The organism is Arenibacter sp. S6351L, assembly GCF_023016025.1.
GTDB lineage: Bacteria > Bacteroidota > Bacteroidia > Flavobacteriales > Flavobacteriaceae > Arenibacter > Arenibacter algicola_B.
In genome coordinates, this window is the sequence record NZ_JALKBB010000025.1 from 30277 (window position 1) to 52852 (window position 22576).

Annotated in this window: 22 protein-coding genes; 9 read left to right on the forward strand and 13 right to left on the reverse strand. The window is 38.7% G+C overall.

All coding sequences use genetic code 11. The annotated features are described in order from the left end of the window. Positions 1-56 precede the first annotated feature (56 nt). The 4 genes from MWU82_RS17940 (at position 57) to guaB (ending at position 3894) form a co-directional block, all read left to right on the forward strand. A complete protein-coding gene (locus MWU82_RS17940; RefSeq protein WP_247097471.1) occupies positions 57-1235 on the forward strand; it encodes a hypothetical protein in 1179 nt (392 codons plus the stop codon). A 174-nt stretch (positions 1236-1409) separates the two neighbouring features. Then, complete coding sequence (locus tag MWU82_RS17945; protein WP_247097472.1) at positions 1410-1856, forward strand: FMN-binding protein; 447 nt, start codon at positions 1410-1412, stop codon at positions 1854-1856. Then, a complete protein-coding gene (locus tag MWU82_RS17950; RefSeq protein ID WP_215947018.1) occupies positions 1856-2356 on the forward strand; it encodes a hypothetical protein in 501 nt (166 codons plus the stop codon). The genes MWU82_RS17945 and MWU82_RS17950 overlap by 1 nt, the downstream gene beginning before the upstream one ends. A gap of 65 nt (positions 2357-2421) precedes the next feature. Continuing rightward, on the forward strand, positions 2422-3894 hold the full coding sequence (gene guaB / locus MWU82_RS17955) for an IMP dehydrogenase (RefSeq protein ID WP_215947019.1): 1473 nt from the start codon (positions 2422-2424) through the stop codon (positions 3892-3894). A 93-nt stretch (positions 3895-3987) separates the two neighbouring features. Here guaB and MWU82_RS17960 read toward each other — a convergent pair whose 3' ends face one another. Continuing rightward, entirely contained in the window at positions 3988-4521 is a 534-nt protein-coding gene (locus tag MWU82_RS17960; RefSeq protein ID WP_247097473.1) for a DUF255 domain-containing protein, read from the reverse strand. Between the two features lie 60 nt (positions 4522-4581). Continuing rightward, positions 4582-5823 carry a diaminopimelate decarboxylase gene (gene lysA / locus MWU82_RS17965; protein WP_215947021.1) on the reverse strand — a complete coding sequence of 414 codons (1242 nt, stop codon included), beginning with the start codon at positions 5821-5823 and terminating at the stop codon, positions 4582-4584. A gap of 158 nt (positions 5824-5981) precedes the next feature. On the opposite strand from lysA, the gene MWU82_RS17970 reads away from it, so the two are divergent. Both MWU82_RS17970 and sucC read left to right on the forward strand, forming a co-directional pair. Continuing rightward, positions 5982-6620: an LON peptidase substrate-binding domain-containing protein gene (locus MWU82_RS17970; RefSeq protein ID WP_247097474.1), complete on the forward strand. Its 639-nt coding sequence runs from the start codon at positions 5982-5984 to the stop codon at positions 6618-6620. 195 nt (positions 6621-6815) lie between these two features. After that, positions 6816-8009 carry an ADP-forming succinate--CoA ligase subunit beta gene (sucC, locus tag MWU82_RS17975; RefSeq protein WP_247097475.1) on the forward strand — a complete coding sequence of 398 codons (1194 nt, stop codon included), beginning with the start codon at positions 6816-6818 and terminating at the stop codon, positions 8007-8009. A 127-nt stretch (positions 8010-8136) separates the two neighbouring features. Here sucC and MWU82_RS17980 read toward each other — a convergent pair whose 3' ends face one another. Then, positions 8137-8505, reverse strand: a complete 369-nt coding sequence (locus MWU82_RS17980; RefSeq protein WP_247097476.1) for a DUF1456 family protein — start codon at positions 8503-8505, stop codon at positions 8137-8139. A gap of 124 nt (positions 8506-8629) precedes the next feature. Between MWU82_RS17980 and MWU82_RS17985 the strand changes: the two genes are divergently transcribed. Both MWU82_RS17985 and MWU82_RS17990 read left to right on the forward strand, forming a co-directional pair. Next, positions 8630-9031 carry a TerB family tellurite resistance protein gene (locus MWU82_RS17985; protein ID WP_247097477.1) on the forward strand — a complete coding sequence of 134 codons (402 nt, stop codon included), beginning with the start codon at positions 8630-8632 and terminating at the stop codon, positions 9029-9031. Between the two features lie 125 nt (positions 9032-9156). Then, positions 9157-9582, forward strand: a complete 426-nt coding sequence (locus tag MWU82_RS17990; protein ID WP_215947025.1) for an Hsp20/alpha crystallin family protein — start codon at positions 9157-9159, stop codon at positions 9580-9582. A gap of 142 nt (positions 9583-9724) precedes the next feature. Here MWU82_RS17990 and uvrB read toward each other — a convergent pair whose 3' ends face one another. The 3 genes from uvrB to MWU82_RS18005 all read right to left on the reverse strand — a co-directional run bounded on the left by uvrB (position 9725) and on the right by MWU82_RS18005 (position 13687). Then, positions 9725-11713: an excinuclease ABC subunit UvrB gene (gene uvrB / locus MWU82_RS17995; protein ID WP_215947026.1), complete on the reverse strand. Its 1989-nt coding sequence runs from the start codon at positions 11711-11713 to the stop codon at positions 9725-9727. A 210-nt stretch (positions 11714-11923) separates the two neighbouring features. Beyond that, on the reverse strand, positions 11924-12757 hold the full coding sequence (locus MWU82_RS18000; RefSeq protein ID WP_247097478.1) for an ABC transporter permease subunit: 834 nt from the start codon (positions 12755-12757) through the stop codon (positions 11924-11926). Positions 12758-12787: 30 nt separating this feature from the next. Beyond that, on the reverse strand, positions 12788-13687 hold the full coding sequence (locus MWU82_RS18005) for an ABC transporter ATP-binding protein (protein WP_215947028.1): 900 nt from the start codon (positions 13685-13687) through the stop codon (positions 12788-12790). A 77-nt stretch (positions 13688-13764) separates the two neighbouring features. Between MWU82_RS18005 and MWU82_RS18010 the strand changes: the two genes are divergently transcribed. Beyond that, entirely contained in the window at positions 13765-14844 is a 1080-nt protein-coding gene (locus MWU82_RS18010; RefSeq protein ID WP_215947029.1) for a hypothetical protein, read from the forward strand. A 141-nt stretch (positions 14845-14985) separates the two neighbouring features. On the opposite strand, the gene MWU82_RS18015 is transcribed toward MWU82_RS18010, so the two are convergent. From MWU82_RS18015 to MWU82_RS18050, 7 genes are all read right to left on the reverse strand, one after another. Then, positions 14986-16044: a nucleoid-associated protein gene (locus MWU82_RS18015; protein WP_215947030.1), complete on the reverse strand. Its 1059-nt coding sequence runs from the start codon at positions 16042-16044 to the stop codon at positions 14986-14988. 126 nt (positions 16045-16170) lie between these two features. Further along, positions 16171-16668, reverse strand: a complete 498-nt coding sequence (locus MWU82_RS18020; protein WP_215947031.1) for a plasmid pRiA4b ORF-3 family protein — start codon at positions 16666-16668, stop codon at positions 16171-16173. A gap of 26 nt (positions 16669-16694) precedes the next feature. Continuing rightward, a complete protein-coding gene (locus MWU82_RS18025) occupies positions 16695-17729 on the reverse strand; it encodes a COX15/CtaA family protein (protein ID WP_247097479.1) in 1035 nt (344 codons plus the stop codon). 264 nt (positions 17730-17993) lie between these two features. Next, complete coding sequence (locus tag MWU82_RS18030; RefSeq protein WP_247097480.1) at positions 17994-19418, reverse strand: HD domain-containing protein; 1425 nt, start codon at positions 19416-19418, stop codon at positions 17994-17996. 2 nt (positions 19419-19420) lie between these two features. Beyond that, the gene (locus MWU82_RS18035) at positions 19421-19990 is read right to left on the reverse strand and encodes an L-threonylcarbamoyladenylate synthase (RefSeq protein ID WP_215947034.1); all 570 of its coding nucleotides are present in this window, start codon (positions 19988-19990) and stop codon (positions 19421-19423) included. A 6-nt stretch (positions 19991-19996) separates the two neighbouring features. Further along, the gene (locus tag MWU82_RS24395) at positions 19997-21820 is read right to left on the reverse strand and encodes a CDP-glycerol glycerophosphotransferase family protein (RefSeq protein WP_348647000.1); all 1824 of its coding nucleotides are present in this window, start codon (positions 21818-21820) and stop codon (positions 19997-19999) included. Further along, positions 21817-22503 (reverse strand): phosphocholine cytidylyltransferase family protein, encoded by a 687-nt coding sequence (locus MWU82_RS18050; protein ID WP_247097481.1) that lies wholly within the window; start codon positions 22501-22503, stop codon positions 21817-21819. Before MWU82_RS18050 ends, MWU82_RS24395 begins: the two co-directional genes overlap by 4 nt. Positions 22504-22576: the final 73 nt, after the last annotated feature.

A 22576-nucleotide genomic window follows, 5' to 3' on the forward strand; every position in this document is an offset into this window, starting at 1 on the left:
ATTATATTTGCACCCGAAAATTATATTTATCCAATCTAAATAAGAACAATAAAATAATGAAAAGAATTTCGTTACTATTCGGTTTACTCATTGTAACAGGAGCATTCGCGCAGACTGCCAATGATTCCATTACCCTGGATCCACAAAAACAATTGAATGCGGCCCAGCGTTTGCTTTCAGGTAATTATGCGTCCGCCGTTACTGTTGGTGCCTATGGGGAAATGCTTTACAATCAGCCAGAAGGTGACAATGGAGAGATAGACGTTCAAAGGTTGGTATTGCTTTTGGGATATAGATTCAATGATAGGGCCCAGTTTGTTACTGAAATTGAATTTGAGCATGTTGAGGAGGTATACATTGAGCAGGCTTTTGTTAACTACAACCTTGGAAATAGTGTTAATCTAAGAGGTGGATTAATGTTGGTGCCGATGGGAATCGTTAATGAATACCATGAACCCACAACTTTTAATGGAGCAGAGCGTCCGGCCATGGACAATGTTATAGTGCCCACTACCTGGAGGGAACTAGGAGTTGGTGTCTTTGGTAGGGTGAATGATCTATCCTTAGGCTATCAAGCGTATTTATTCAACGGATTTAAATCTACTGAGGCCGATGGCGAAGGTGGAATCAATGGATTTTTGCAAGGTTCCAGTGGATTAAGGGGTGGAAGACAAAAAGGTATCAAATCTACTATTGATAGCCCAACCCTTTCAGCTAAATTGGATTATTACGGAGTCCCTGGTCTGCGTTTGGGACTTTCTGGGTATTTCGGAAAAACACAGGCAGCCGATGATGTAGAGGAGCTTACCGGAGCAAACATTGGAATTTCAATGGTTGGTTTGGATGCAAGATATGCTTATGGGAATTTTACCGCAAGAGGGCAATTTATATATGCTTCCCTTTCCGATACTGAGGATTACAACGCCTTAACCGGTAGTAATTTGGGTAGCGCGCTACAAGGATGGTATGTGGAAGGTGCCTATAATCTTTTGCCAGCTGGTAATGAGCAAAAATTGTTTGCCTTTGCCAGATACGAAAAATATGATACCCATGCCGATACAGCGGGTGCCTTGGTAAGGAACAATGCATACAACAAAACCGATGTAACAACAGGTCTTACCTATCATTTAGCTCCTGGGGTGGTATTGAAAGGAGATTATCAATTTAAGTCGGACGCAGTAGATAATAGTGATCTGCAAAATGTATTGAATTTTGGAATAGGGGTTTGGTTCTAATCCAGAAAAATGGAAATTACTAATTCATGGCCCTAAATATCTTAATTATTATTAAAAATGATTCTAAATTAGTATATTTGGGGCATGAATTTTAGAAAACGGATAACGGTTGTTTTAGTTATATTTTCTATGGTATTTTTTGGGTTTGGAATCCCGAAAAATGTTCAAAAGAAAATGGATAAGGAAGTAGAAAAGGTATTTGATACCACGAATTATTCCTTTGTGCCAATTACTGTTTCAAAAGCAGTAAACGAAAAGCTTCCAACCAAGATTACCACTGATAATTTCTTTCAAATAAAAGAGGGCAATAACCTGTTAGGGTACGCCTTTGTAGATCAGGCAGCCAGTAAAACGGCTCAGTTCGACTATTTGGTCATCTTTAATCCCAATCTGGAAATCATCCACTCCAAGGTCTTGATATATCGTGAGGAATATGGTGGAGAAATTGGAAGTAAAAGGTGGTTGGAACAGTTTATTGGAAAAACGGGAAAAGATAGGGTTAGCCATGAAACCAACATAGATGGTATTTCTGGGGCAACGATTTCGGTAAGATCCATGACTACCTCCATGGACAACCTATTGCAAACGGTTGGAATTCTTCAAGAAAAAAAGATGCTTTAATGGGGTATGATGGTCTATTATTGGCACTACCCAAGGGAATAAAATGGTTTGTTGCCACCTTTGTTCTTGTATTGAGTATTGGCTTTTATACAGGTCTCTTGTTTGTTTCGGAAACCAGTACTTCCTCGCCCGAAGGAATTGTGGAAAATTATATGGGAAATGAGGACGATGAAGAGGCCGAGGTAATGAAGTTTAAAAAAGGGGAACGGGAGATGCTTACCATAATACACACCCATATTCTTTCCATGTCGCTCATTTTTTTTCTACTTGGTGGTCTGGTATGGCTTGCGAAACTTCCTCACAAGCTTAAAATGTTCCTCACTATTGAACCTTTTTTATCCGTGATTTTAACTTTTGGGGGCATTTATTTAATGTGGTCGGGGCTACTTTGGATGAAATATGTGGTTATCCTTTCCGGAATTTTAATGACCTTGACCTATAGTATTGCTGCGCTCTTGGTGATTTATCAATTGTGTAAGAAAACGGTAACGGTCAATTAACACAATAACTATTCATCAGTTCCTTTAAATGTAGTATATTTGCACGCAATTAATCTTTAATTGCTATGCAAGCTCACCTAAATAAAATTGTTGGAGAAGGTCTTACGTACGATGACGTACTTTTGGTTCCAGCCTTTTCAGAAGTACTTCCTAGGGAAGTCAATATTCAAACAAAATTTACTAGAAACATTACGATCAATGTTCCCATCGTTTCTGCAGCTATGGATACCGTAACGGAATCCCGTATGGCCATTGCCATTGCCCAGGAAGGTGGAATAGGAGTTTTGCATAAGAACATGACCATAGAACAGCAAGCGCTGAAGGTACGCAAGGTAAAACGAGCGGAAAGTGGTATGATTATAGACCCTGTTACCCTGCCTTTAAATTCTAAGGTAAGGGATGCAAAAGCGAACATGAAGGAATTTAGCATTGGTGGAATACCCATTGTAGATGATGAAGGTAAATTGATAGGAATCGTGACCAATAGGGATCTTCGTTTTGAAAAAAATAATGATCGTCCCATTTCCGAGGTTATGACCTCCAAAAATCTAGTTACTGTAAGCGAGGGGACTTCCTTGGAGCAGGCGGAGGATATTTTGCAGGAGAATAAAATTGAAAAATTACCAGTTGTCGACAAGGACTACAAGCTTGTTGGGTTGATTACCTTTAGGGATATTACAAAACTAACCCAAAAGCCTATAGCCAATAAGGATCAGTACGGAAGATTACGGGTTGCCGCAGCTTTAGGGGTTACCGGTGATGCTGTGGATAGGGCAGAAGCTTTGGTCAATGCAGGGGTAGATGCTGTGGTAATCGATACTGCACATGGGCATACCAAAGGTGTAGTGACTGTTTTAAAGGAAGTTAAAAAGAGATTCCCAGATTTGGAAGTTATTGTAGGTAATATAGCTACTGCAGAAGCTGCGAAGTATTTGGTAGATGCGGGAGCCGATGCTGTGAAAGTCGGAATAGGTCCCGGTTCAATCTGTACCACCCGTGTGGTTGCAGGGGTTGGTTTTCCTCAATTTTCAGCGGTATTGGAAGTGGCTGCTGCTATTAAGGGCAGTGGGGTACCAGTTATCGCCGATGGTGGAATCCGTTATACGGGGGATATTCCCAAGGCCATTGCCGCAGGGGCCGATACGGTAATGTTGGGCTCTTTGTTAGCTGGAACAAAAGAATCACCAGGCGAAACGATTATCTACGAAGGACGTAAATTTAAATCCTATAGAGGGATGGGTTCTGTAGAGGCCATGAAACAAGGTAGTAAGGATAGATATTTCCAGGATGTTGAAGATGATATCAAAAAATTGGTACCGGAAGGAATCGTAGGTCGTGTACCCTATAAAGGCGATCTTTATGAGAGTATCCATCAGTTTATTGGTGGTCTTCGTGCCGGGATGGGATATTGCGGTGCCAAGGATATAGAAACGCTAAAAGAGACTGGGAAATTTGTTAAGATTACTGCAAGTGGAATCAATGAGAGCCATCCACATGACGTAACCATTACCAAGGAATCACCTAACTATAGTAGATAAGCAGGTATTGTATGATACATTTAGATAAATAAAAAAGCCGGTTTACCGGCTTTTTTTATTCTTCATTATGTCTTAAATATAATGTCAATTCTACTATTTGCTTTCGCTATCGTAGGTATTCCAATCTTTCTCCTTGTGAATGTTGTCACCAAAATATTTGGCTATTTTCAGGAAAGGTTCCGGTTTTTGATACCCCGGAACGGGAGAAAGCATATTCATCTTTTCATCCAAGAATATTGTCGTGGGATAACTCATTTTACCCTGCATCAGTGCTGCCGCAAATTCGTGATAGCCATTTCTGCCTGAAGGAACAAATTTGAAGGTTTTGCCTTTGAAAACAATGGGTTCCTTGCCTTCTCCATCCAACTTCACCATATAATAGTTTTTGGACATGTATTCGGCAACTTCTTCATTCTGAAAGGTATCCTTGTCCATTTTTTTGCACCATCCACACCAATCGGTATAGACATCAATAAAAATTTTCTTTGGATTTTTCTCCGTTTCAGCCAATTTGGCCGCTTCATCCCAACTTAGCCATTTAACTTCCTGTGCCATGCTACCAAAGGGTAAAATGGCTAGACAAAAAAGAACAGCTATTTTGTAAAATGATTTGGAAACTAATTTCACGACCATATTTTAAGGGATTAGTCCTACAACAACATCAAAACTAACGAAAATTCAGCAATTTTATTTTGCTATTGCCTTTTCTTTAACAGTCGTGAATAAGTCCTGGACATCGATCTGGTTTTTGATAAGATCGTCAAAAGTTTCCCTTTCCCTTATTAGAATTGCTTTTCCTTTATGCCATAAAACCTCTGGAGGTCTAAATCTTGAGTTATAATTGCTGGCCATTGTGAAACAGTAGGCACCTGCATTTTTAAAGCATAGAATGTCGCCTTCCGAAATCTCGCTGATGCGCTTGTTGCTTGCAAAAGTATCGGTCTCACAAATATAACCTACCACGGAATAATAGCGTTCACGTCCTTCCGGATTGGAGATATTCTCAATGCTGTGGATGGCGCCATAAAACATGGGGCGTATAAGATGGTTGAATCCAGAATCGACACTGGCAAAAACGGTTGAAGTGGTTTGTTTTACCACATTAACTTTTGCTAGGAAGAAACCGGCTTCACTTACCAAAAATTTGCCTGGCTCAAAAGCCAAGGTCAATTCCCTGCCATATTCTTTGCAAAAAGAGTTGAAACGTTGTCCTAATTTTTTGCCCAATTCCTCAATATTGGTTTCAATGTCCCCTTCTTTGTAAGGAACTTTAAATCCACTTCCGAAGTCTATAAACTCAAGATCTTGGAAATTCTTGGCAGTTTCAAAAAGAATTTCGGAAGCGTAAAGGAATACATCTATATCCAAAATATCACTTCCCGTATGCATGTGTATCCCATTTACCTTCATGTTCGTAAGATTAACGATGCGCAGTAAATGAGGTATTTGGTGTATGCTGATGCCAAACTTTGAATCAATATGACCTACAGAGATTTTAGAATTTCCTCCGGCCATTACGTGTGGATTTATTCTAATACAAACAGGAATATCCGGATGCTTGCTGCCAAACTGTTCCAAAATGGATAGGTTGTCAATGTTGATTCGTACTCCTAATTTCGCTGCCTCTTCAATCTCTTCCAAGGACACCCCATTTGGAGTAAATATAATGGAGCTAGGTTCAAAACCAGCCATGAGCCCCAATTGAACTTCTTGTATGGAAACCGTATCCAGGCCGCTTCCCAAACTGTTCATCAATTTTAATATTGCAATATTCGAAAGTGCCTTTGTGGCGTAATTTAATTGTAATTTCTTTACGTCTTTAAATGCATTGGTCAATCTATGAAACTGGGATATTATTTTTTCAGAATCATATACATAGACTGGGTCACCATAAGTTTTTGCTATCTTTAATAAGTCAGTGTTTCGCATTGTTCAAAATTTTATGCAAATTTAGACTACTTATTGATTTTGAGCAAAAATATATAGCAATAGTTGAAAAATGTAACATATTGTTATTTATGTAACAATAGTAGGATTGTCCGGGTTTGAGTTTTAATGAGTCCGTTGTAATTTTAAACAAGAAATTTATGTTGCTACCCCTGTTTCCTTTACCGTCCGTTTTTTTTCCTGGCGAAATGGTTGCCCTTCATATTTTTGAAGAACGCTACAAACAATTGATAATGGATGTCAGGGAATCAGCTATTAATTTTGGGGTTCCTGCTTATGTTGATGGGGAAATAGCTTATGGAGCAGAATTGGAATTGAAGGAAATAATAAAAACTTATGACTCTGGAGAAATGGATATTGTTTGTGTTGGCCAGCGTACCTTTAAAATAAATACTTTTCAAAAAGTCATGGACGGCAAATTGTACGCGGCGGGCGAGGTGGAGTTTTTGCCCCATTACGATGACAGTGTTACAACCTTAAAAGAAAATGTCCTTAGCCTTATCGTTGAGCTTTATGGTCTAATGGATGTATCCATTCTGGGGCTTACGGCAGAGAATTTTGATATTTATCAACTGATACATAAAATAGGTCTTTCTCTTTCACAGGAATACAAACTCCTGAAAATGACCTATAAAAGTGAGCGCTTATTGTTTGTTAAAGCTCATTTAACAAATACTATCCAAGTATTAAAACAGGTAAACCAATCTAAGGAAATGATAGGGATGAACGGACATTTTAAAAATTTCGACCCTATAGATTTTAAGGATTTCAAAATTTAGAATGAAACCGCAAGGTTTGGCTTACTATATGGTGCTATCTTCCAAAAAACCTAGTTTTGATAGTTTGTTGATTTTGATCTAAAAGCTTATCCAATTTCTTTGTCCATGGCACTAAGTATTTTTCTGTTTTATTTAATTAGGGTAAATCCGCTGTGTTTCCTATTTTTGCAACTGAACAAATAGAACCTTCAATTTATGAACCTTCACGAATATCAAGGAAAAGAGATTTTAGCGAGCTTTGGAGTACGCATTCAACGCGGTTTAGTGGCTTATAATGCCAAGGAAGCAGTAGATGCTGCCAAACAATTGACTCAGGAAACCGGGACCGGTTGGCATGTAATTAAAGCCCAGGTTCACGCAGGTGGACGAGGAAAAGGAGGAGGAGTTAAATTGGCTAAGAATTTGCGCGAGGTAGAAGATATTGCTGGATCTATCATTGGTATGAATTTAGTTACTCCGCAAACTTCAGCGGAAGGTAAAAAAGTACATAAAGTTTTGGTTGCCGAGGATGTTTATTATCCTGGAGACAGTGAAACCAGCGAATTCTATATGTCCGTTTTATTGAACAGGGCAGCTGGAAGAAATATGATCATGTATTCTACCGAAGGTGGAATGGATATAGAGGAGGTTGCGGAGAAAACGCCTCACCTTATTTTTACCGAGGAAATAAACCCGGCCACTGGGCTATTGCCTTTTCAGGCAAGGAAAATAGCTTTTAACCTAGGGTTGTCGGGAACGGCTTTTAAGGAAATGACCAAGTTTGTCATTAGTTTATACAAGGCTTATGTGGAGAGCGATGCAAGTCTATTCGAAATAAATCCAGTTCTTAAGACTTCTGACGATAAGATTATGGCAGTGGATGCCAAGGTGTCCATTGATGACAATGCACTTTATAGAAGAAAGCAATATGCTGAAATGCGAGATTTGCTAGAGGAGAATCCAATAGAGGTAGAAGCAAGGGCAGTAGGTCTTAACTACGTTGATCTGGATGGAAATGTTGGTTGTATGGTGAACGGTGCTGGATTGGCAATGGCTACAATGGATCTTATTAAAATGGCCGGTGGTGAGCCAGCCAACTTTTTGGATGTAGGGGGAACTGCTGATGCCAAAAGGGTAGAAGAAGCCTTCAGGATTATTTTGAAGGATCCTGCTGTTAAATGTATCCTTATAAATATTTTTGGTGGTATTGTTCGTTGCGATCGTGTAGCGCAAGGAGTAGTGGATGCCTATAAAAATATGGGAGATGCCATAAAGGTGCCTATTATTGTAAGATTACAGGGTACCAATGCTGAATTGGCCAAGGAAATTATTGATAATTCTGGTTTGGCCGTACATTCCGCAGTTCAGTTTCAAGAAGCTGCAGATAAGGTGAAGGAAGTATTGGCATAGTGCCAATTAAGTATAAAAAAGGAAAAGGCAGTGCTGTAATAGTACTGCCTTTTTTTGTTGTTGAAGGTGTTTTATATTGTAGGAAATTGAAACAAACCCGAAAGTTATCTTGAAAAGTTCTAAAGGATCAGGACTTTTTTTTGTTTTTGTATTTTACAGGACTAATGTCGTGGTCCATTTTCTTTTTTTGTTGCTCCTTGAATCCTGGTTTTTGATGTCCTTTGAAAATGGGTTCCTTTTTTGGTTTGGGCAACGATAGTTTTGGGTCTTTTGGATTCTCCCTTGTGCCACGATAATGGATTACCAAGCCATTTAAAAAATTACGTAAAATTTGGTCGCCACATTCCACATAGTTGGGGTGATCTTCCTTTCTGAAAAAAGCGCCCAACTCGCTTTTGGTAATTTTAAAATCGACTAATTTTAAAATCTCTACAATTTCATCATCCCGCAATTTTAAGGCAACCCTTAATTTTTTAAGAACATCATTATTGGTCATATAATAAATTTTTTCACAAGATATTACAAAAAATAGGATGTGGTGCTAGTTTGGGATTACTTTCCTGCATCCGAAGACAAGAAATCAATGCTATTTAATGTAACTTAGTGTTAAACTGTAATTTATGAGTACGTATTTGGAGAAGTTGGGTATTCTTGCCCAAATGATTTCATTCGCAAAAGTAGATAATGAAATTAAGGATTCGGAGTATGATTTTTTGCTAGGTGTGGCAAAACAATTGGAGGTCGATAAAGAAACCTTCGATTCTCTTTTTCATAAGAAAGTTGAGAAGGTATTGCTTAAATCCGAGGCGGAGCGCATCCTTCAATTTCATCGCCTGGTACTGCTTATGAATGTGGACCAGGAACAGCGCCTGGTCGAAATTGAACAGCTTCATAATATAGGGCTCGGATTTGGACTTCCCCAGGCGGCTATAGAGCAAGTTCTTACCATTATGCACAATTATCCTGACAAGGTAGTCCCTCCTGCCGTGCTGATAAATATATTTAAAGCTTATAATAATTAATTAAAAATGACATAATGGCTTGCTTTTAATCCAAATAAGCGACATAATGACATAGAAATGCATTCGGTATAACATTTGCCTTTTAGCTCATGAGAATTTAAAGTATAACTTAAAATATAAAAGTCATGAGTCTAGTAAAAAGAAATAATGTTATGTTTCCATCATTAATGAATGAAATTTTAAGACCAGATTGGTTTGGTGGTGTAGATAACTTCAAGCAGAGTGTTCCGGCCGCCAATGTAAAGGAAACTGAAAGTGAATATGTATTGGAATTGGCAATACCTGGTAGGAAAAAAGAAGATTTCAATGTTGAAATCGATAATGATATCCTAACAATTTCCTCAGAAGTAAAAAATGAGGAAAACAAAGAGGATGAAGGATATACCAGAAGGGAATTTACTTTTTCTTCCTTTAAAAGAGTGTTTAGTCTGCCGGAAACAATTTCCTTGGATAAAATTAACGCTACCTACGAAGATGGAATCCTAAAGTTTGTTCTTCCCAAAAAAGAAGAGGCATTACCAAAGCCTAAAAGATTAATTGAAATAGCGTAAGCTTAAAAGTAGTTGTGTATCCTTTAGGATACATTATAGATTGGTTGGTTGATTGGAAAAGCGCTTCGGGAAATCGAAGCGCTTTTTTGTTTTGCTAAATCTCCCTGAAACCATTCTTAATAAAATGTAGTGGGTTTGTATTTTATTCCTGTTCCTGAAGCGATTTAATTTCGTCCCTTAACTTAGCGGCTTGCATAAAATCCAAGTCCTTGGCCGCTTTTTCCATAGCCTTTCTTTTATCCCTTATCATTTTTTCCTTTTGTTCGTTGGTGAGATACAATAGGTCGGGCTCTGCAGCTTTCATTTCTTCTTTCTCAAAATGATAGGTGGAGACAGAATTTTTGGCTAAAACACTGTCCAAACTTTTGTTAAGCGCGGTGGGGGTAATATTATTTTCAAGATTATAAGTGCTTTGTTTTTCGCGTCTATAGTTGGTCTCATCTATTGTTTTTTGCATGCTGTTGGTTATTTTATCCGCATACATAATGGCTTTTCCATTTAGATTCCTGGCTGCACGGCCCACTGTCTGGGTGAGTGACCTTGCACTTCTAAGAAAGCCCTCCTTGTCAGCATCCAGTATGGCCACAAGGGAAACTTCTGGTAGATCCAGACCTTCCCTTAATAAATTCACCCCTATAAGTACGTCAAAAACACCTTTGCGCAGATCCTGCATAATTTCAACGCGTTCCAAGGTATCCACATCACTATGTATATAGCGACAGCGAACATTTATTCTGGTCAAATATTTGGCCAATTCTTCCGCCATTCGTTTGGTTAAAGTAGTGACCAATGTCCGTTCATCCTTTTCCACCCTCACTTGGATTTCCTCGATGAGATCATCAATTTGGTTCAAGCTGGGACGGACTTCAATTATAGGGTCCAATAGCCCTGTTGGCCTGATTACCTGCTCTACATAAACGCCTTGGCTCAATTCCAATTCGTAGTCTGCAGGAGTGGCGCTTACATAAATAACTTGATTTTGAAGCGCTTCAAATTCCTCAAATTTTAACGGTCTGTTGTCCATCGCTGCAGGCAGCCTAAAGCCATATTCCACTAAATTTTCCTTTCTCGATCTATCGCCGCCATACATCGCGTGTACCTGTGGAATGGTAACATGGCTCTCATCAACAACCATTAAATAATCTTTTGGGAAATAGTCCAACAAACAGAATGGACGGGTTCCAGGTTCCCTACCGTCCAAATACCTGGAATAATTTTCTATTCCTGAGCAATATCCAAGTTCCCGTATCATCTCCAAATCAAAATTAGTACGTTCTTCCAGGCGTTTTGCTTCCAGGTGTTTCCCTATTTCCTTGAAATAATTTACCTGCAGCACCATATCCTCCTGAATAAGGTGAATGGCATTCTGCAGTACATCCGGTGAGGTCACGAACATATTGGCAGGGTAAATATTGAGCTGTTGGTACTTTTCCAATATTTTATTCTTGTAGGGGTCAAAGGCCTCTATTTCCTCAATTTCGTCCCCAAAAAAATGAATTCTGAAGGCATGGTCGGCATAACTCGGAAAAACGTCCACTACATCGCCCTTTACCCTAAAATTTCCGTTTCTAAAATCGGCTGTCGTTCTCGAGTACAGGCTTTGTACCAATTGATGAAGGAATTTGGTCCTCGGAATAACTTGGTCTTTCTCTATCCCAATAACATTTTTCTGAAATTCCACTGGATTTCCAATACCGTATAAACAGGAAACCGATGCCACTACCAAAATGTCCCGTCTACCCGATAATAGGGAAGAAGTGGCGCTCAACCGCAGTTTTTCAATATCCTCATTAATGGAAAGGTCCTTTTCTATATAGGTGCCACTTGAAGGTATATAAGCTTCGGGTTGATAGTAATCGTAATAGGATACAAAATATTCTACCGCGTTCTCAGGAAAAAACTGCTTAAACTCCGAGTATAATTGTGCAGCAAGGGTTTTATTATGTGCCAATACCAAAGTTGGTCGCTGAACCTGCTCTATGACATTGGCAACGGTAAAGGTTTTTCCGGACCCTGTTACCCCTAAAAGGGTCTGGTAGCGTTCATCGGCCTCAAGGCCCTCTTTTAATTGTTTAATAGCTTGGGGCTGATCACCAGTAGGTTTAAATTCGGAAACAACTTTAAATTTCATGTGCAATGCATTGAGGAACTCCTATAATTTCGTCTAATCTTTTACTTTAGGACCTATGATAAAAAAAATCATATTCGTTTTATGACCTAAAATTAACAAATAGCGGGCAATACTGCGGTGCTTCGGCCACTATTTATGACCATTTTGGCACTCTACAGTGTATCGTATATGTTGCAGGTGCCAAGGGGTATAAGCTTTTGGAAATTAGCTTTACAAATCCCGTTTTTTCAAAAGGGCGTATGAAAGGTAAATGAAAATTGCAGTCCAACATCCCACTATCAAAATTTCATAAAAATGTACGGTATAGTCCTTATTGAATTGTTCCCCCACTTGTTCTACCATGCTTTGTACTGCTTTAAATCTGGAAGCCGGCTCTTTGATAAGGTTGCTCATAGACTCTAAGGGGAGGAATTTCATAACGTTGGCCGAAGCTTCCTTGCCGGCAAGCCACCATACCAAAAAGCGGATACCCAAATTTTCAATGGCAAACCATATAATTAAAAAGCCCAGGGCAAAGGCCGATCGCTTAACCAATATTCCAAGGAAAAGACAAAAGGAGAAGAAACCCAACAACTTAATGAAATATGCCAATAAATATTCCAAATCCGAAAATATGATAGATGCCTCCGTGAAATCGGAATAGAAGAGCCCTAAGACTAATGAAACAACAAAAACAAAAAGGGTAGAAATGACCGAAAAAGCGAAAACCGTCAAGAATTTTGAGGCGATAAATTCCTTCTTGCTCAGCCCATCTATTAAATTTTGTTTTAGGGTCTTATTACTGTATTCGTTCGCCATCATGGATACAATGACTATAGCAAAAAAGAGCTTCAGGCCACTTGCAATCCAGGTATTCAAGTGCCATATGTAGGGAAAATTGAAAATACCCTGTTCGGCCACATGGAACTGAATGGGGCCAATATCAAATTTTATTGCGGCCAACAATGCCATGCAGAGGATAAGGACGAAATAGGAAATGATAAGGACCTTACTCGCATTGTTGTTCCATAATTTAATAAATTCTATCTGTAATAAACGTAACATATTTTTATGCGTTTAAGGGTAGTATTGCGGTTAATCCTTATGGTTGGTCAAGCTAAGGAATTGTTCCTCAAGACTTTCTTTGCGTTTTACCAAATGCGATAGCACTATGCCATTGTTAAATAAGTCCTGATTTAGGGTGCTCGCCTCCATTTCTTCTTTTAAAATTGCGGTTATTAAACCATTTTCCTGCTTAATAGGGCCAAAACTGGCATGTTTGTTCAGGAACGTTAGCAGGGCCGCATCATCGATTGCCCTAAGTTCAAAGAAACCATAACTGGTCAACATTTCGTCAACTGGGCCCGAATAGAGCATTTCGCCTTTTCTTAGGATAATCACATGGCTACAGACTTTTTCTACCTCGTCCAATAAATGTGAGGCCAGTAGAATGGTGGTACCCTGTGAGGCAATTTTTTTTATGATCTCCCTTATTTGATGAATTCCCTGAGGATCCAAACCATTGGTAGGTTCGTCCAAAATTAATATTTCTGGATCGTTGAGAAGTGCCGAGGCAATGGCCAATCGCTGTTTCATGCCCAAGGAGTAGGTGCTGAACTTACTGTTTTTTCGTTCCAGAAGTCCGACCATTTCCAATTTTTCTTCAATTTTATCTTGGGAAACTTCTTTGATTTTGCAGACCAATTTCAGATTTTGAATGGCCGTCATATAGGGGTAGAAATTGGGGCGTTCAATAATGGCGCCTACTTTTTTAAGGGCGGCGTGGGTGGAAATGGTTCCCCCGAACCATGAAAAATCACCAGCTGTTCTATTCACTACGTTCAATACAATTCCCAGGGTGGTCGATTTTCCGCTACCATTTGGCCCTAAGATGCCATAAACATTGCCTTTTTCAATACTAAAGGAAAGGTCTTTTACCGCAGTTAGATATCCAAATTTCTTGGTAAGGTGGTTTACGGTCAGTATAGTTTCCAAAATGGGATAGATTTTTTGATTCTTTGTACTTACTTGACGAAGAAATCGTTATTTTGTTACAAATTAAAGTTTTTTCCATGTCCGAAAGATTAATGTCCAAGAAAAAGCCTGCATTTCCAGTCAATAGTAAATTGGATGCTTATTTGGAGCACTATAGCAGAAAAATTGAAATTCCAATTTTTTATGAGGATCTGTTGCGTTTTTCTGGGTCTATTGTTGTCTATGACTCCAATGAGGAGGACACTCTTTGGGTGCGTGTGTATTACAGTGAGTTCGATAGGGTCGAAATCGATATTAGTTTAAAGAAAGTATATTCCATTTTGCATTCCGATGGTAGTGATAGCATATTTCCATTTTTAAATGTAGATGCGGTGGACTATTGTACTTTTGGCAACTCCAAGCCCTTTAGGATAAAGGTAAGGAATATACTGAATGACAATTTCACTTATTTCTATGTAAAAAGAACCGATGCCTCCAGAATTTACGGACTGGAACTTGAGCATATGTTATCGCCCTATAACCTTAACTTCTTAGTCTATGGGGATACTTTGATTGAGGAGCATATTGCCGGTATTCCGGGAGATGTGTTTATCAAGGATTTTTTGCCGAAATGTACGGAATCGGAAAAATCGCAGTTGGCCAAAGAATTTGTCAAGTTTAATGAACGTTGTATGATCCGCCTTTTGGGGGATATGCGATCCTATAACTACGTTATTGTTCCTACCCACGATTTTGATCACGTGGTATATAAAATAAGGGCAATAGATTTTGATCAACAGTGTTATGAGGGAAAATTAAAAGTGTACAGGCCCCAGTTTTTTAAGGAAAATTATAAAATGGTCATGTTGGTTAAGGAGAAGTTGCAGCGTAATTCTGTTGATCAATATAAAATAGAGGAACGCTCCATTGTGGCAAAAAGAATTCTGAGTTCTGGGAACCGTATTAAGCGACTCATTTCCATAGTCAAGACAGATGATATATCCAATGACGATAATATTGCGGCCCTTTCACAGCATATTTATGATCTTACAGGTGATATCGACTTTAAAAAATGTAAGACCATGGGGGAAGTGTTGGCGCTTGCGTTGGATTTTGTGAAAAGAAATTATGAGGATGTTAGTATGAAACAGATTATAGAGAACAGGATCAATTTATAAGGTTGTCATATTCGATATTCTGGCGTAAACCCTATAACAATATTAAAATAAACAAGGCCGAAGCATATAACTTCGGCCTTGTTTGTTTTATAACCCTAGGTACTTTTTTAATCTATGTTTCAGGGTAGCTTGTATATATTTCTAACTTTTCTGTTCCTTGTTAAAGTAGACCAGGTAGTAGTACATTTGGCGCTCTTCGTCCCAGCCTTTTTCTACAAATTTTTGGGCTGATTCCGGATTTATAAAATCGAGCTTTATCTGGATATTGGTGTCCAGGTTAATGACGTTTTTTATTTTTTTTCTGGCGTCGGAAACCGCCTTGTTGGCAATGTCGAAAGTAGAGACATCCTCGATACTGTATTTAGGACCTTTTTCTACTTTGTAGTGCTTAAATTCAGGTATCAATTCCGGATTTTCCATAACCTCGTTCAAGAAATTGGTCTCTTCAAAAGCGTCATTTTTGGCAAAATGATTCACCGCCCTGTTCATGAACAACACCTCTTGCTGTTTGTCCTCAGCAGGTAAAACCACATCTTTGGCGAAGTTCTGGCAGAATTTCAAGTAGTTTTTTGTCTTAAAATTGTCATCGGACAAGGCATCCACCCCTAGAAAATTTTCCAACCAGTATTTGGTATCGTAGCGATTGCTGTCAACTGAAAGTACTTTATAGCCTTCTTCCTTATCGGTATTGAAAATAAGGCAGCCCTTGTCCAATTTATTAATGTTGATCCCCTGTTGCACCAAAATATCCAAGCTATTTCCTTTTTCCTGAAATTGCAGGAAATCGTGTTTGAGCTCGCTTTTGAATATACCCACGGCATTCACTTTTACATTATCCAACATTAGATCTGTAAGATAGGCAACATAAACTTCACCGCTTTTGATATGAGGATGGTTCGACTGGTCGAATAATTGGGTCGCTATTCTTTTTGAATTGGCATGGAGGCTACTGGGCTCCTCAAAAATATCGGAAACAATTTTGTAGACTTCATTAAATTCAACGTCGGATTCATGGGAAAAATAATAGTAATTTTCCTCCTTTTCCCTAAAAGGTTTAAAGAAATATTCCTTTAACAGTCCGGTAGTTTCGTCGTTAAGTGAAAATGGTTCCTCAGAGAGAAAGATACCTTCACTCTTATTTTTGTTTCCCACACGGTGTATGGAAATAGTTTCAATTTGGGTAGGGTATAAGTTGATCATGGATAATGGAAAATATTTAAGGGTTATTTTGTGCTTAAAGCCCTTTTGAGGCTTTTTTTTTGGATCACTTTTTGTAATTAGTCGATCCTAATGTGCTACAGCATTAATCTACAGCTACAGGAATTATCAGTTCCAGTTTTCATCAAAATCCAAATCTTCGTAATTGTCAAGGGTATTGTCAAAATCGAATTCACTTTCATCCGCTTCAAACTTTTTTTCAGGTGGTGAGTCGGGCAATTCACCAAAACTGAAAAGAGTATTTGGATAGGTCTTTGCGTCTTCTTTTTCCACAATGTCGGCCAATTCAACGAAGAAGGTCCACATACTTAAAAAGTCATATACGTAGATTAGCTTTGGAGAATGTTCCGTAAGAATGTCCTCTAACAGAATCTCATTCATTAAACGAACATCGGAGCCATTTTCACTCATGTCAAATAAGGCAATTTCCTCATCTTGTCTCCACTCTTCGTCACAGGTATAAAAAGAGGCCATTTCATTTCCCAAAAAGCCAAAAGCCTGGGTAATGGCATTGTGAAGGTCTTCCATAGAATTGCTTTCCTCTATTTCAATATCCCTAAAAATATCTTCCTCTGCATCTAGAATAATCCTTATTTTGTAAATCATCAGGTCCTTTTTTTGTGGTGGCAAAGTTACAAAGTTTTCATGGTTTTAAAAGCATTTATAGCTTCCAATACCAAATAGAATTGAAAACCGAATAAAACTGATGCAAGCACAAGATGTAATGGCTGGGAAGCAAAAGGAAAATCCAGATAGTACATGGCCATTCCGGAAATAACCTCTAGAAGTAAAAGCGCCAATACCCAGTTTATTTTAGAATAACCTAGGTTTAATTTATAGATTCTAATGGCTAGGGCCAAGTTCAAAAGGACTACGATTATGGAAAAGGAACGGTGGATGTAAAATGATAAGGTTGCACTATTCAGCCATAAGTTAGGGGCGTCTTCACCATAAAGGTCGGTTTGCACATCTACAAACTGTCTTACTTGGGTCCCCAATACTACTTGTACCAAGGTGGTGAAAAGAACAAAGATTATTAAGTTTCTTGTTATTTTATCTGGTTGTAAAGACTTAATCTTATTGTTGGTGGCATGAATCAAGTATAGGATAAGAGAAACTATGAACAGGGCCATGACCATATGGATGGTTATTTTGGCCGGAGCTAAAACGGAATACACTACCGTGGCACCAAGCCATGCTTGGAAACCCATGGCGAATACTACGACCCAAGAAAGTATAGTGATGGATTTCTGTTTTTTCCAGTAAGTAAAAGAAGCTATGGCCATTATTAAGGTTCCCAGCCCGGCGAGGGCACCGAATAGCCTGTTAATAAACTCGGTCCATGTATGGAAGGGATTAAAAATAGCGTAGTCATGCTTTGTGTAAGGTGCCCAATTATTGGCATTATATGTAGAGGAGGTACTAAAACTTTCCTTGGCTACCCATAGGGCTTCGTCTACAATAATGACCTGGCCTTTTTTGAATTCCCTTTCCGGTTGCCATTGTAATTCCGCAATATCCGTAGGGGGAATATAATAACCGAAACATTTGGGCCAATCCGGGCATCCCATGCCGCTACCCGTCATTCTTACCACTGCACCGGCCACAATTACCAAGTAGACCAAAACTAGACTGATCTTGGCGATTTTTGTAAAATTTTTTTGCATTTGGATGTTTGAAAGAGTCCTGCAAAATTACCATTCTTTTCTTAAAAAAAGGGCTAAGGTTAAGGGGAATTTATTGGTAGGACCCGTATTCCAAAAGCTGCAGGGGCATTAATTTACAATGCTAGAACGAACCCCTCATTATTTTAGGGATCTCTAGTGGAATACCCCGACCCTTGGTTGGGGAATCTAGGACTTGTCCTGACGTTTATATCCGTATACTTAGGGGAATAGGATTCTTGTTATCGTACCAAAAGCAGATTAGGTTTATTCCAATTTGAGCCCCATTTCCTTTCCTTTTTGTAACATTAGGGTGTAGGCGGCATTGTATTCGTTGGGAATATCACCTTCCAGAATAGCTTCCTTAATGGCTTCTTTGATCATGCCTATTTCCTTGGATGGTTTTAGGTTGAAAGTTTTCATGATTTCTTCCCCACTAATTGGCGGTTGAAAATTTCTTATATGGTCCCTTTCTTCGACCTCTTCAATTTTTTGACGGACAATTTTAAAATTGTTCCTATACCTTTTTTGTTTTTTAGGATTCTTGGTAGTAATATCCGCCTCACATAGGGTCATTAAATCTTCTACATGTTCACCCGCATCAAAAATGAGCCTTCGAACGGCCGAGTCGGTTACAAAATCCTCGGAAAGGACAATGGGCCTAGAGCTCATAAGTACCATTTTTTGTACGAATTTCATTTTTTCGTTCAAAGGAAGCCTAAGTCGCTTAAATAGTTTGTAGACCATTTTGGATCCTACAAATTCGTGTGCATGGAACGTCCACCCAATTTTTTTATCGAATTTTTTGGTAGGGGCCTTGCCAATATCATGCAATAGGGCGGCCCAACGCAGCCATACATTATCCGTATTTTTGGAAATGTTGTCAACTACTTCCAGAGTATGCCAAAAATTGTCCTTGTGCCTTTGTCCTTCTATTTCTTCAATGCCCTCCAGGGCAACCAGTTCCGGCATTATAAAGGGTAAAAGTCCTGTTTCGTGCAGCAAGGAGAATCCGATCGAGGGTTTGCTACTGGCCAAAATTTTATGTAATTCGTCCACGATGCGCTCATTGGAAATAATTTTAATTCTTTCCTTGTTGTCCACAATGGCCTGTAATGATTCAGGATGAATAATAAAGTTCAACTGTGTTGCAAACCTTATGGCTCGCATCATTCGCAAAGGATCATCGGAATAAGTAATATCAGGGTCTAAAGGGGTTCTGATCAATTGTCTGTTTAAATCCCCAATGCCGTCAAAGGGGTCTAGAAGTTGTCCGTAGTCCTTAGGATTAAGTGAAATGGCCAAGGCATTTATGGTGAAATCCCGCCTTTTTTGGTCATCTTCCAAACTCCCATTTTCAACAACAGGTTTTCTACTGTCCCTATGGTAACTTTCTTTTCTTGCTCCTACAAATTCAATTTCAATGTCTTGAAATTTGATCATTGCGGTTCCAAAATTTTTAAAGATACTAACCTCTGAACTCCCCGGTAATTTCTTGGCGACCAATTTGGCCAATTCTATTCCGCTGCCAATAGCAACAATGTCTATGTCTTTTGGGGTCCCCCTTTGTAACAGATAGTCCCTTACAAAGCCTCCAATTACGTAAGAATCTAATGAAAGTTCTTTGGCTGCATCGGAAATGGTAGAAAATACTGGATTGTTTAGGGCCTCTTCGTGCTGTCTATTCGTCATTCTTACTCTCGGATCACTTTTACGGTACCATCATTACCGAGCATAATAATGGAAGATGGGGTACTGTTAATTTTATCGCGGTCCAAATTTACTATATAGTCCACACCTTTTAAAATCTCATCGGATATTTCTTTGAAAGAATTGGGGGTCGGTTGTCCTGCTATATTTGCAGAGGTGGATACGATTGGTTTTTTAAATTTCTTTATCAGGTATTGGCAAAATTGATCAGTAGCTACCCTAATAGCCAAAGTGTTGTCATTGGCGATTAAATTTGCGGCCACCCCTTTTGGGGATTCATATACAATGGTGGTTGGTTTGGTAGCAAGATCTATAATATCATAGGCCAGCTCCGGTACTTTTTCAACATGCTGTTCCAGCATAAAATCGTTGGCCACCAAACAGATCATAGTCTTGGAATTGGATCTTTGCTTTAGGGTGTAGATTTTTTCTACGGCAGCCGCATTTGTGGCATCACAGCCAATACCCCAAACGGTATCCGTAGGGTACAATATTAGACCTCCTTTAGTAAGGATATCATAGCATTGGTTTACCTCGGAAAGCAAATCTTTCATAATTGTTTATGATCTTAAATTTCTTAATCTTTTTAATTCCTTGTATCGGGAATATACTCCCAATGCGTTGAGATAGCATATGATTGCCCCCTTTTTTCCGTCCAGTATTCCAAATCTTAGAATATAATGATTGAAAAATTTGTAAAATGGGCGGAATACAAAGTGGTAATAGTTGGGGTCGTAATCCTTTTTAAGTTCCTCTACCGCCTTCATTTGTCCATACTTTATCATTTTACCCTTGTAGTCTTCATAATTCTTGTAAGAGTAATGAACAAGCCTGTTTTTGAGCACTTCAGACTGTCCGTCCACTACCAATGTTTCGTGTACTATCCTATCCTGAGTAAAGTGTACTTTACTTTTTTTGAAGAGACGGTAATTTTTATCCCTTTGCCAGCCACTAAAGCGTAAAACCTTATTTTTGAACATAAAGGTTCGGTAAAAGTAATAGGCATCTGCAGTTGGTTTGGAGGAATTAACGGTTTCCAAGATTTCATTTCTAAGTCGATCCGGAACCCGTTCATCTGCATCCAGGAAAAGTACCCAATCATTGGTTGCCTGCTCCAAGGCATAGGATTTTTGGTCTGTATAGTTTACAAATGGCCGCTGGATCAATTTTACCTCAGGATGCTCCTTTATTTTTTCAATGGTGCCATCCGTACTAAAGGAATCCACAACGATAATCTCGTCGGCGAACTTTATATTTTCCAAAACAGCATTGATATGGATATCCTCGTTATAGGTAATGAGAATGGCAGAAATTTTATTTGCTTTTTTACCAACAAAGGGGTTCTTTATTGGTTTTCCAAACATGGAATTAATTTTAAACCTTCTTGCTAAGGATAGTTTCCTTTCTACAGGTACTCCATGGATTTCTATATATTCTTTGACCGCCTCTACCATTCGAAGTGCCGACTTTCCATCCTGATAAGGGTGAAATTGCATGTTTATGTATGCTCTTTCAGCAGCGTGGGGGTCCAAGTGAAAATTATCCAAAACTTTCTCTGTTAGACCAGTGTAAGATTTTGAATTGTCCCACAACACCTTCTCGGCAATATTCTTGTAGGATATTACCGGTTTGTTCAAGAGAATGAATTCATAAATTACAGATGAGGTGTCGCTAACCAATATATCTGCCTGTATTAGTGATTTTATAATGTTTTTGTCCTCTTTGAAAAGTACATTGTGTATTTCATTGGACATTCTTTTGTATTCCTTGATCCATTTTTGGTCCATAAGGTCATGGAACTTTATGAGGATTACGTATCCAGTGGTCTCGGCAAGGTTTCTTATTTCCTTCAATAGATATGGGGCAGAGGTAAGGCTAGGGGAGAAGGTAGGGGCATAGAGCACAATTTTATCCGTGTTAAATTGTTGCAATATGGCCTTCTTTTCAAAATCGTATTTGTTTTTTTCCGTGCTGTAAACATCCAATTTTGGCCAGCCTGTCTCAATGACGTCGAAATTTTTGTGTCGTTTTTTTAACTCATTGAATTTATCCGTGAAATACGGGCCTTGGGTAAGATAAAGATCAAAGTAGTGCCGTATCCTGAAATGTCCTTTTTTTTCACCAGCAAGTCCATGAAAAACTTGGACTTTTAGACCCCTGATATAATAAGGTACTTCATTACCGGGCACGAAAATGGCATCACTTTTATAGAGTTGTAAATCTAAAGTGCTAACCGTATAATTTTCATTTTTATACGGAAAATTGTCCAGAAGTTTCCCAGAAATATACCAAAGAAAGTCGTGTCCCTGTTCCTGAAGTACATCACGAATGGGGGCAAGGATGCCAAAGGCATATGCGTTTTGGCAAAATAAAATTACTTTCATTTTCGAAATAGGGTATTGGCATTTTCCAAATCTTCCTTAAAATCAACTTCCATACAATTGTAATCGGAAATGTCCACGGCACTAATTTTAAGGTCGTCTTTTTCTATGGCCAGCTCCAGACCTCTTTCAAAATAATCATTGTCATCACATTCCTCAAGTCTGGTAATAAAACTTTTTATGTCCTTGGCAGCAATGAAATTAATGCCTACAGCTTCACCAAGTCCATTTTTCACCGTCTTGGACAATTTATCAATAAAATTATCCTTTAATGTGTACTTAACCTCTTCATCTGCTACTTTGCTGGTGTTTACGGCTACAAATGATTGATTTTTATTAATATAGGGTATTAGGACGGATAGGAGCATTACGTCAAAAACTACATCGCCATTAAGCCAAAGCACGGATTTGTCCCTGTTTTTTCTTAGGGCTTTTAAAAGGCTTTTGGAGGTATTGGTCTGATCAAAAAATGGGTTGTATATATAGGTGAGTTCCGGAAAGCGTTCCATTATTAGATCTTTTTTAAAACCAACCACAACGTTAATGTCGTCTATGTCGAAGGTTTCTTCCAAATTGTTGACCTGCATCTCCATGATACATTTTCCATTTTTTAAAGGTGTTAGAGGTTTAGGAAATGGGTTTCCAAGTCTTGATCCAATACCCGCTGCTAAAATGACAATTTTCATGTGTTTTGTAATTTATTTAGTGACCAGCCCAGAACTGGACAGGTCCTATATTTTTTTTCCTAACCTAATGCAA

Bases quoted from the DNA above. Each gene is read 5' to 3' on its own strand.
- MWU82_RS17970 (WP_247097474.1), top strand. From the start codon at position 5,982: ATGTTGCTACCCCTGTTTCCTTTACCGTCCGTTTTTTTTCCTGGCGAA.
- MWU82_RS18050 (WP_247097481.1), bottom strand. From the start codon at position 22,503: ATGAAAATTGTCATTTTAGCAGCGGGTATTGGATCAAGACTTGGAAAC.
- MWU82_RS17990 (WP_215947025.1), top strand. From the start codon at position 9,157: ATGAGTCTAGTAAAAAGAAATAATGTTATGTTTCCATCATTAATGAAT.
- sucC (WP_247097475.1), top strand. From the start codon at position 6,816: ATGAACCTTCACGAATATCAAGGAAAAGAGATTTTAGCGAGCTTTGGA.
- MWU82_RS17985 (WP_247097477.1), top strand. From the start codon at position 8,630: ATGAGTACGTATTTGGAGAAGTTGGGTATTCTTGCCCAAATGATTTCA.
- MWU82_RS18025 (WP_247097479.1), bottom strand. From the start codon at position 17,729: ATGCAAAAAAATTTTACAAAAATCGCCAAGATCAGTCTAGTTTTGGTC.
- guaB (WP_215947019.1), top strand. From the start codon at position 2,422: ATGCAAGCTCACCTAAATAAAATTGTTGGAGAAGGTCTTACGTACGAT.
- MWU82_RS18035 (WP_215947034.1), bottom strand. From the start codon at position 19,990: ATGAAAGATTTGCTTTCCGAGGTAAACCAATGCTATGATATCCTTACT.
- MWU82_RS18010 (WP_215947029.1), top strand. From the start codon at position 13,765: ATGTCCGAAAGATTAATGTCCAAGAAAAAGCCTGCATTTCCAGTCAAT.
- lysA (WP_215947021.1), bottom strand. From the start codon at position 5,823: ATGCGAAACACTGACTTATTAAAGATAGCAAAAACTTATGGTGACCCA.
- MWU82_RS17950 (WP_215947018.1), top strand. From the start codon at position 1,856: ATGGGGTATGATGGTCTATTATTGGCACTACCCAAGGGAATAAAATGG.
- MWU82_RS24395 (WP_348647000.1), bottom strand. From the start codon at position 21,820: ATGAAAGTAATTTTATTTTGCCAAAACGCATATGCCTTTGGCATCCTT.
- MWU82_RS18030 (WP_247097480.1), bottom strand. From the start codon at position 19,418: ATGACGAATAGACAGCACGAAGAGGCCCTAAACAATCCAGTATTTTCT.
- MWU82_RS18015 (WP_215947030.1), bottom strand. From the start codon at position 16,044: ATGATCAACTTATACCCTACCCAAATTGAAACTATTTCCATACACCGT.
- MWU82_RS17980 (WP_247097476.1), bottom strand. From the start codon at position 8,505: ATGACCAATAATGATGTTCTTAAAAAATTAAGGGTTGCCTTAAAATTG.
- MWU82_RS18000 (WP_247097478.1), bottom strand. From the start codon at position 12,757: ATGTTACGTTTATTACAGATAGAATTTATTAAATTATGGAACAACAAT.
- uvrB (WP_215947026.1), bottom strand. From the start codon at position 11,713: ATGAAATTTAAAGTTGTTTCCGAATTTAAACCTACTGGTGATCAGCCC.
- MWU82_RS17940 (WP_247097471.1), top strand. From the start codon at position 57: ATGAAAAGAATTTCGTTACTATTCGGTTTACTCATTGTAACAGGAGCA.
- MWU82_RS18020 (WP_215947031.1), bottom strand. From the start codon at position 16,668: ATGATTTACAAAATAAGGATTATTCTAGATGCAGAGGAAGATATTTTT.
- MWU82_RS17945 (WP_247097472.1), top strand. From the start codon at position 1,410: ATGGATAAGGAAGTAGAAAAGGTATTTGATACCACGAATTATTCCTTT.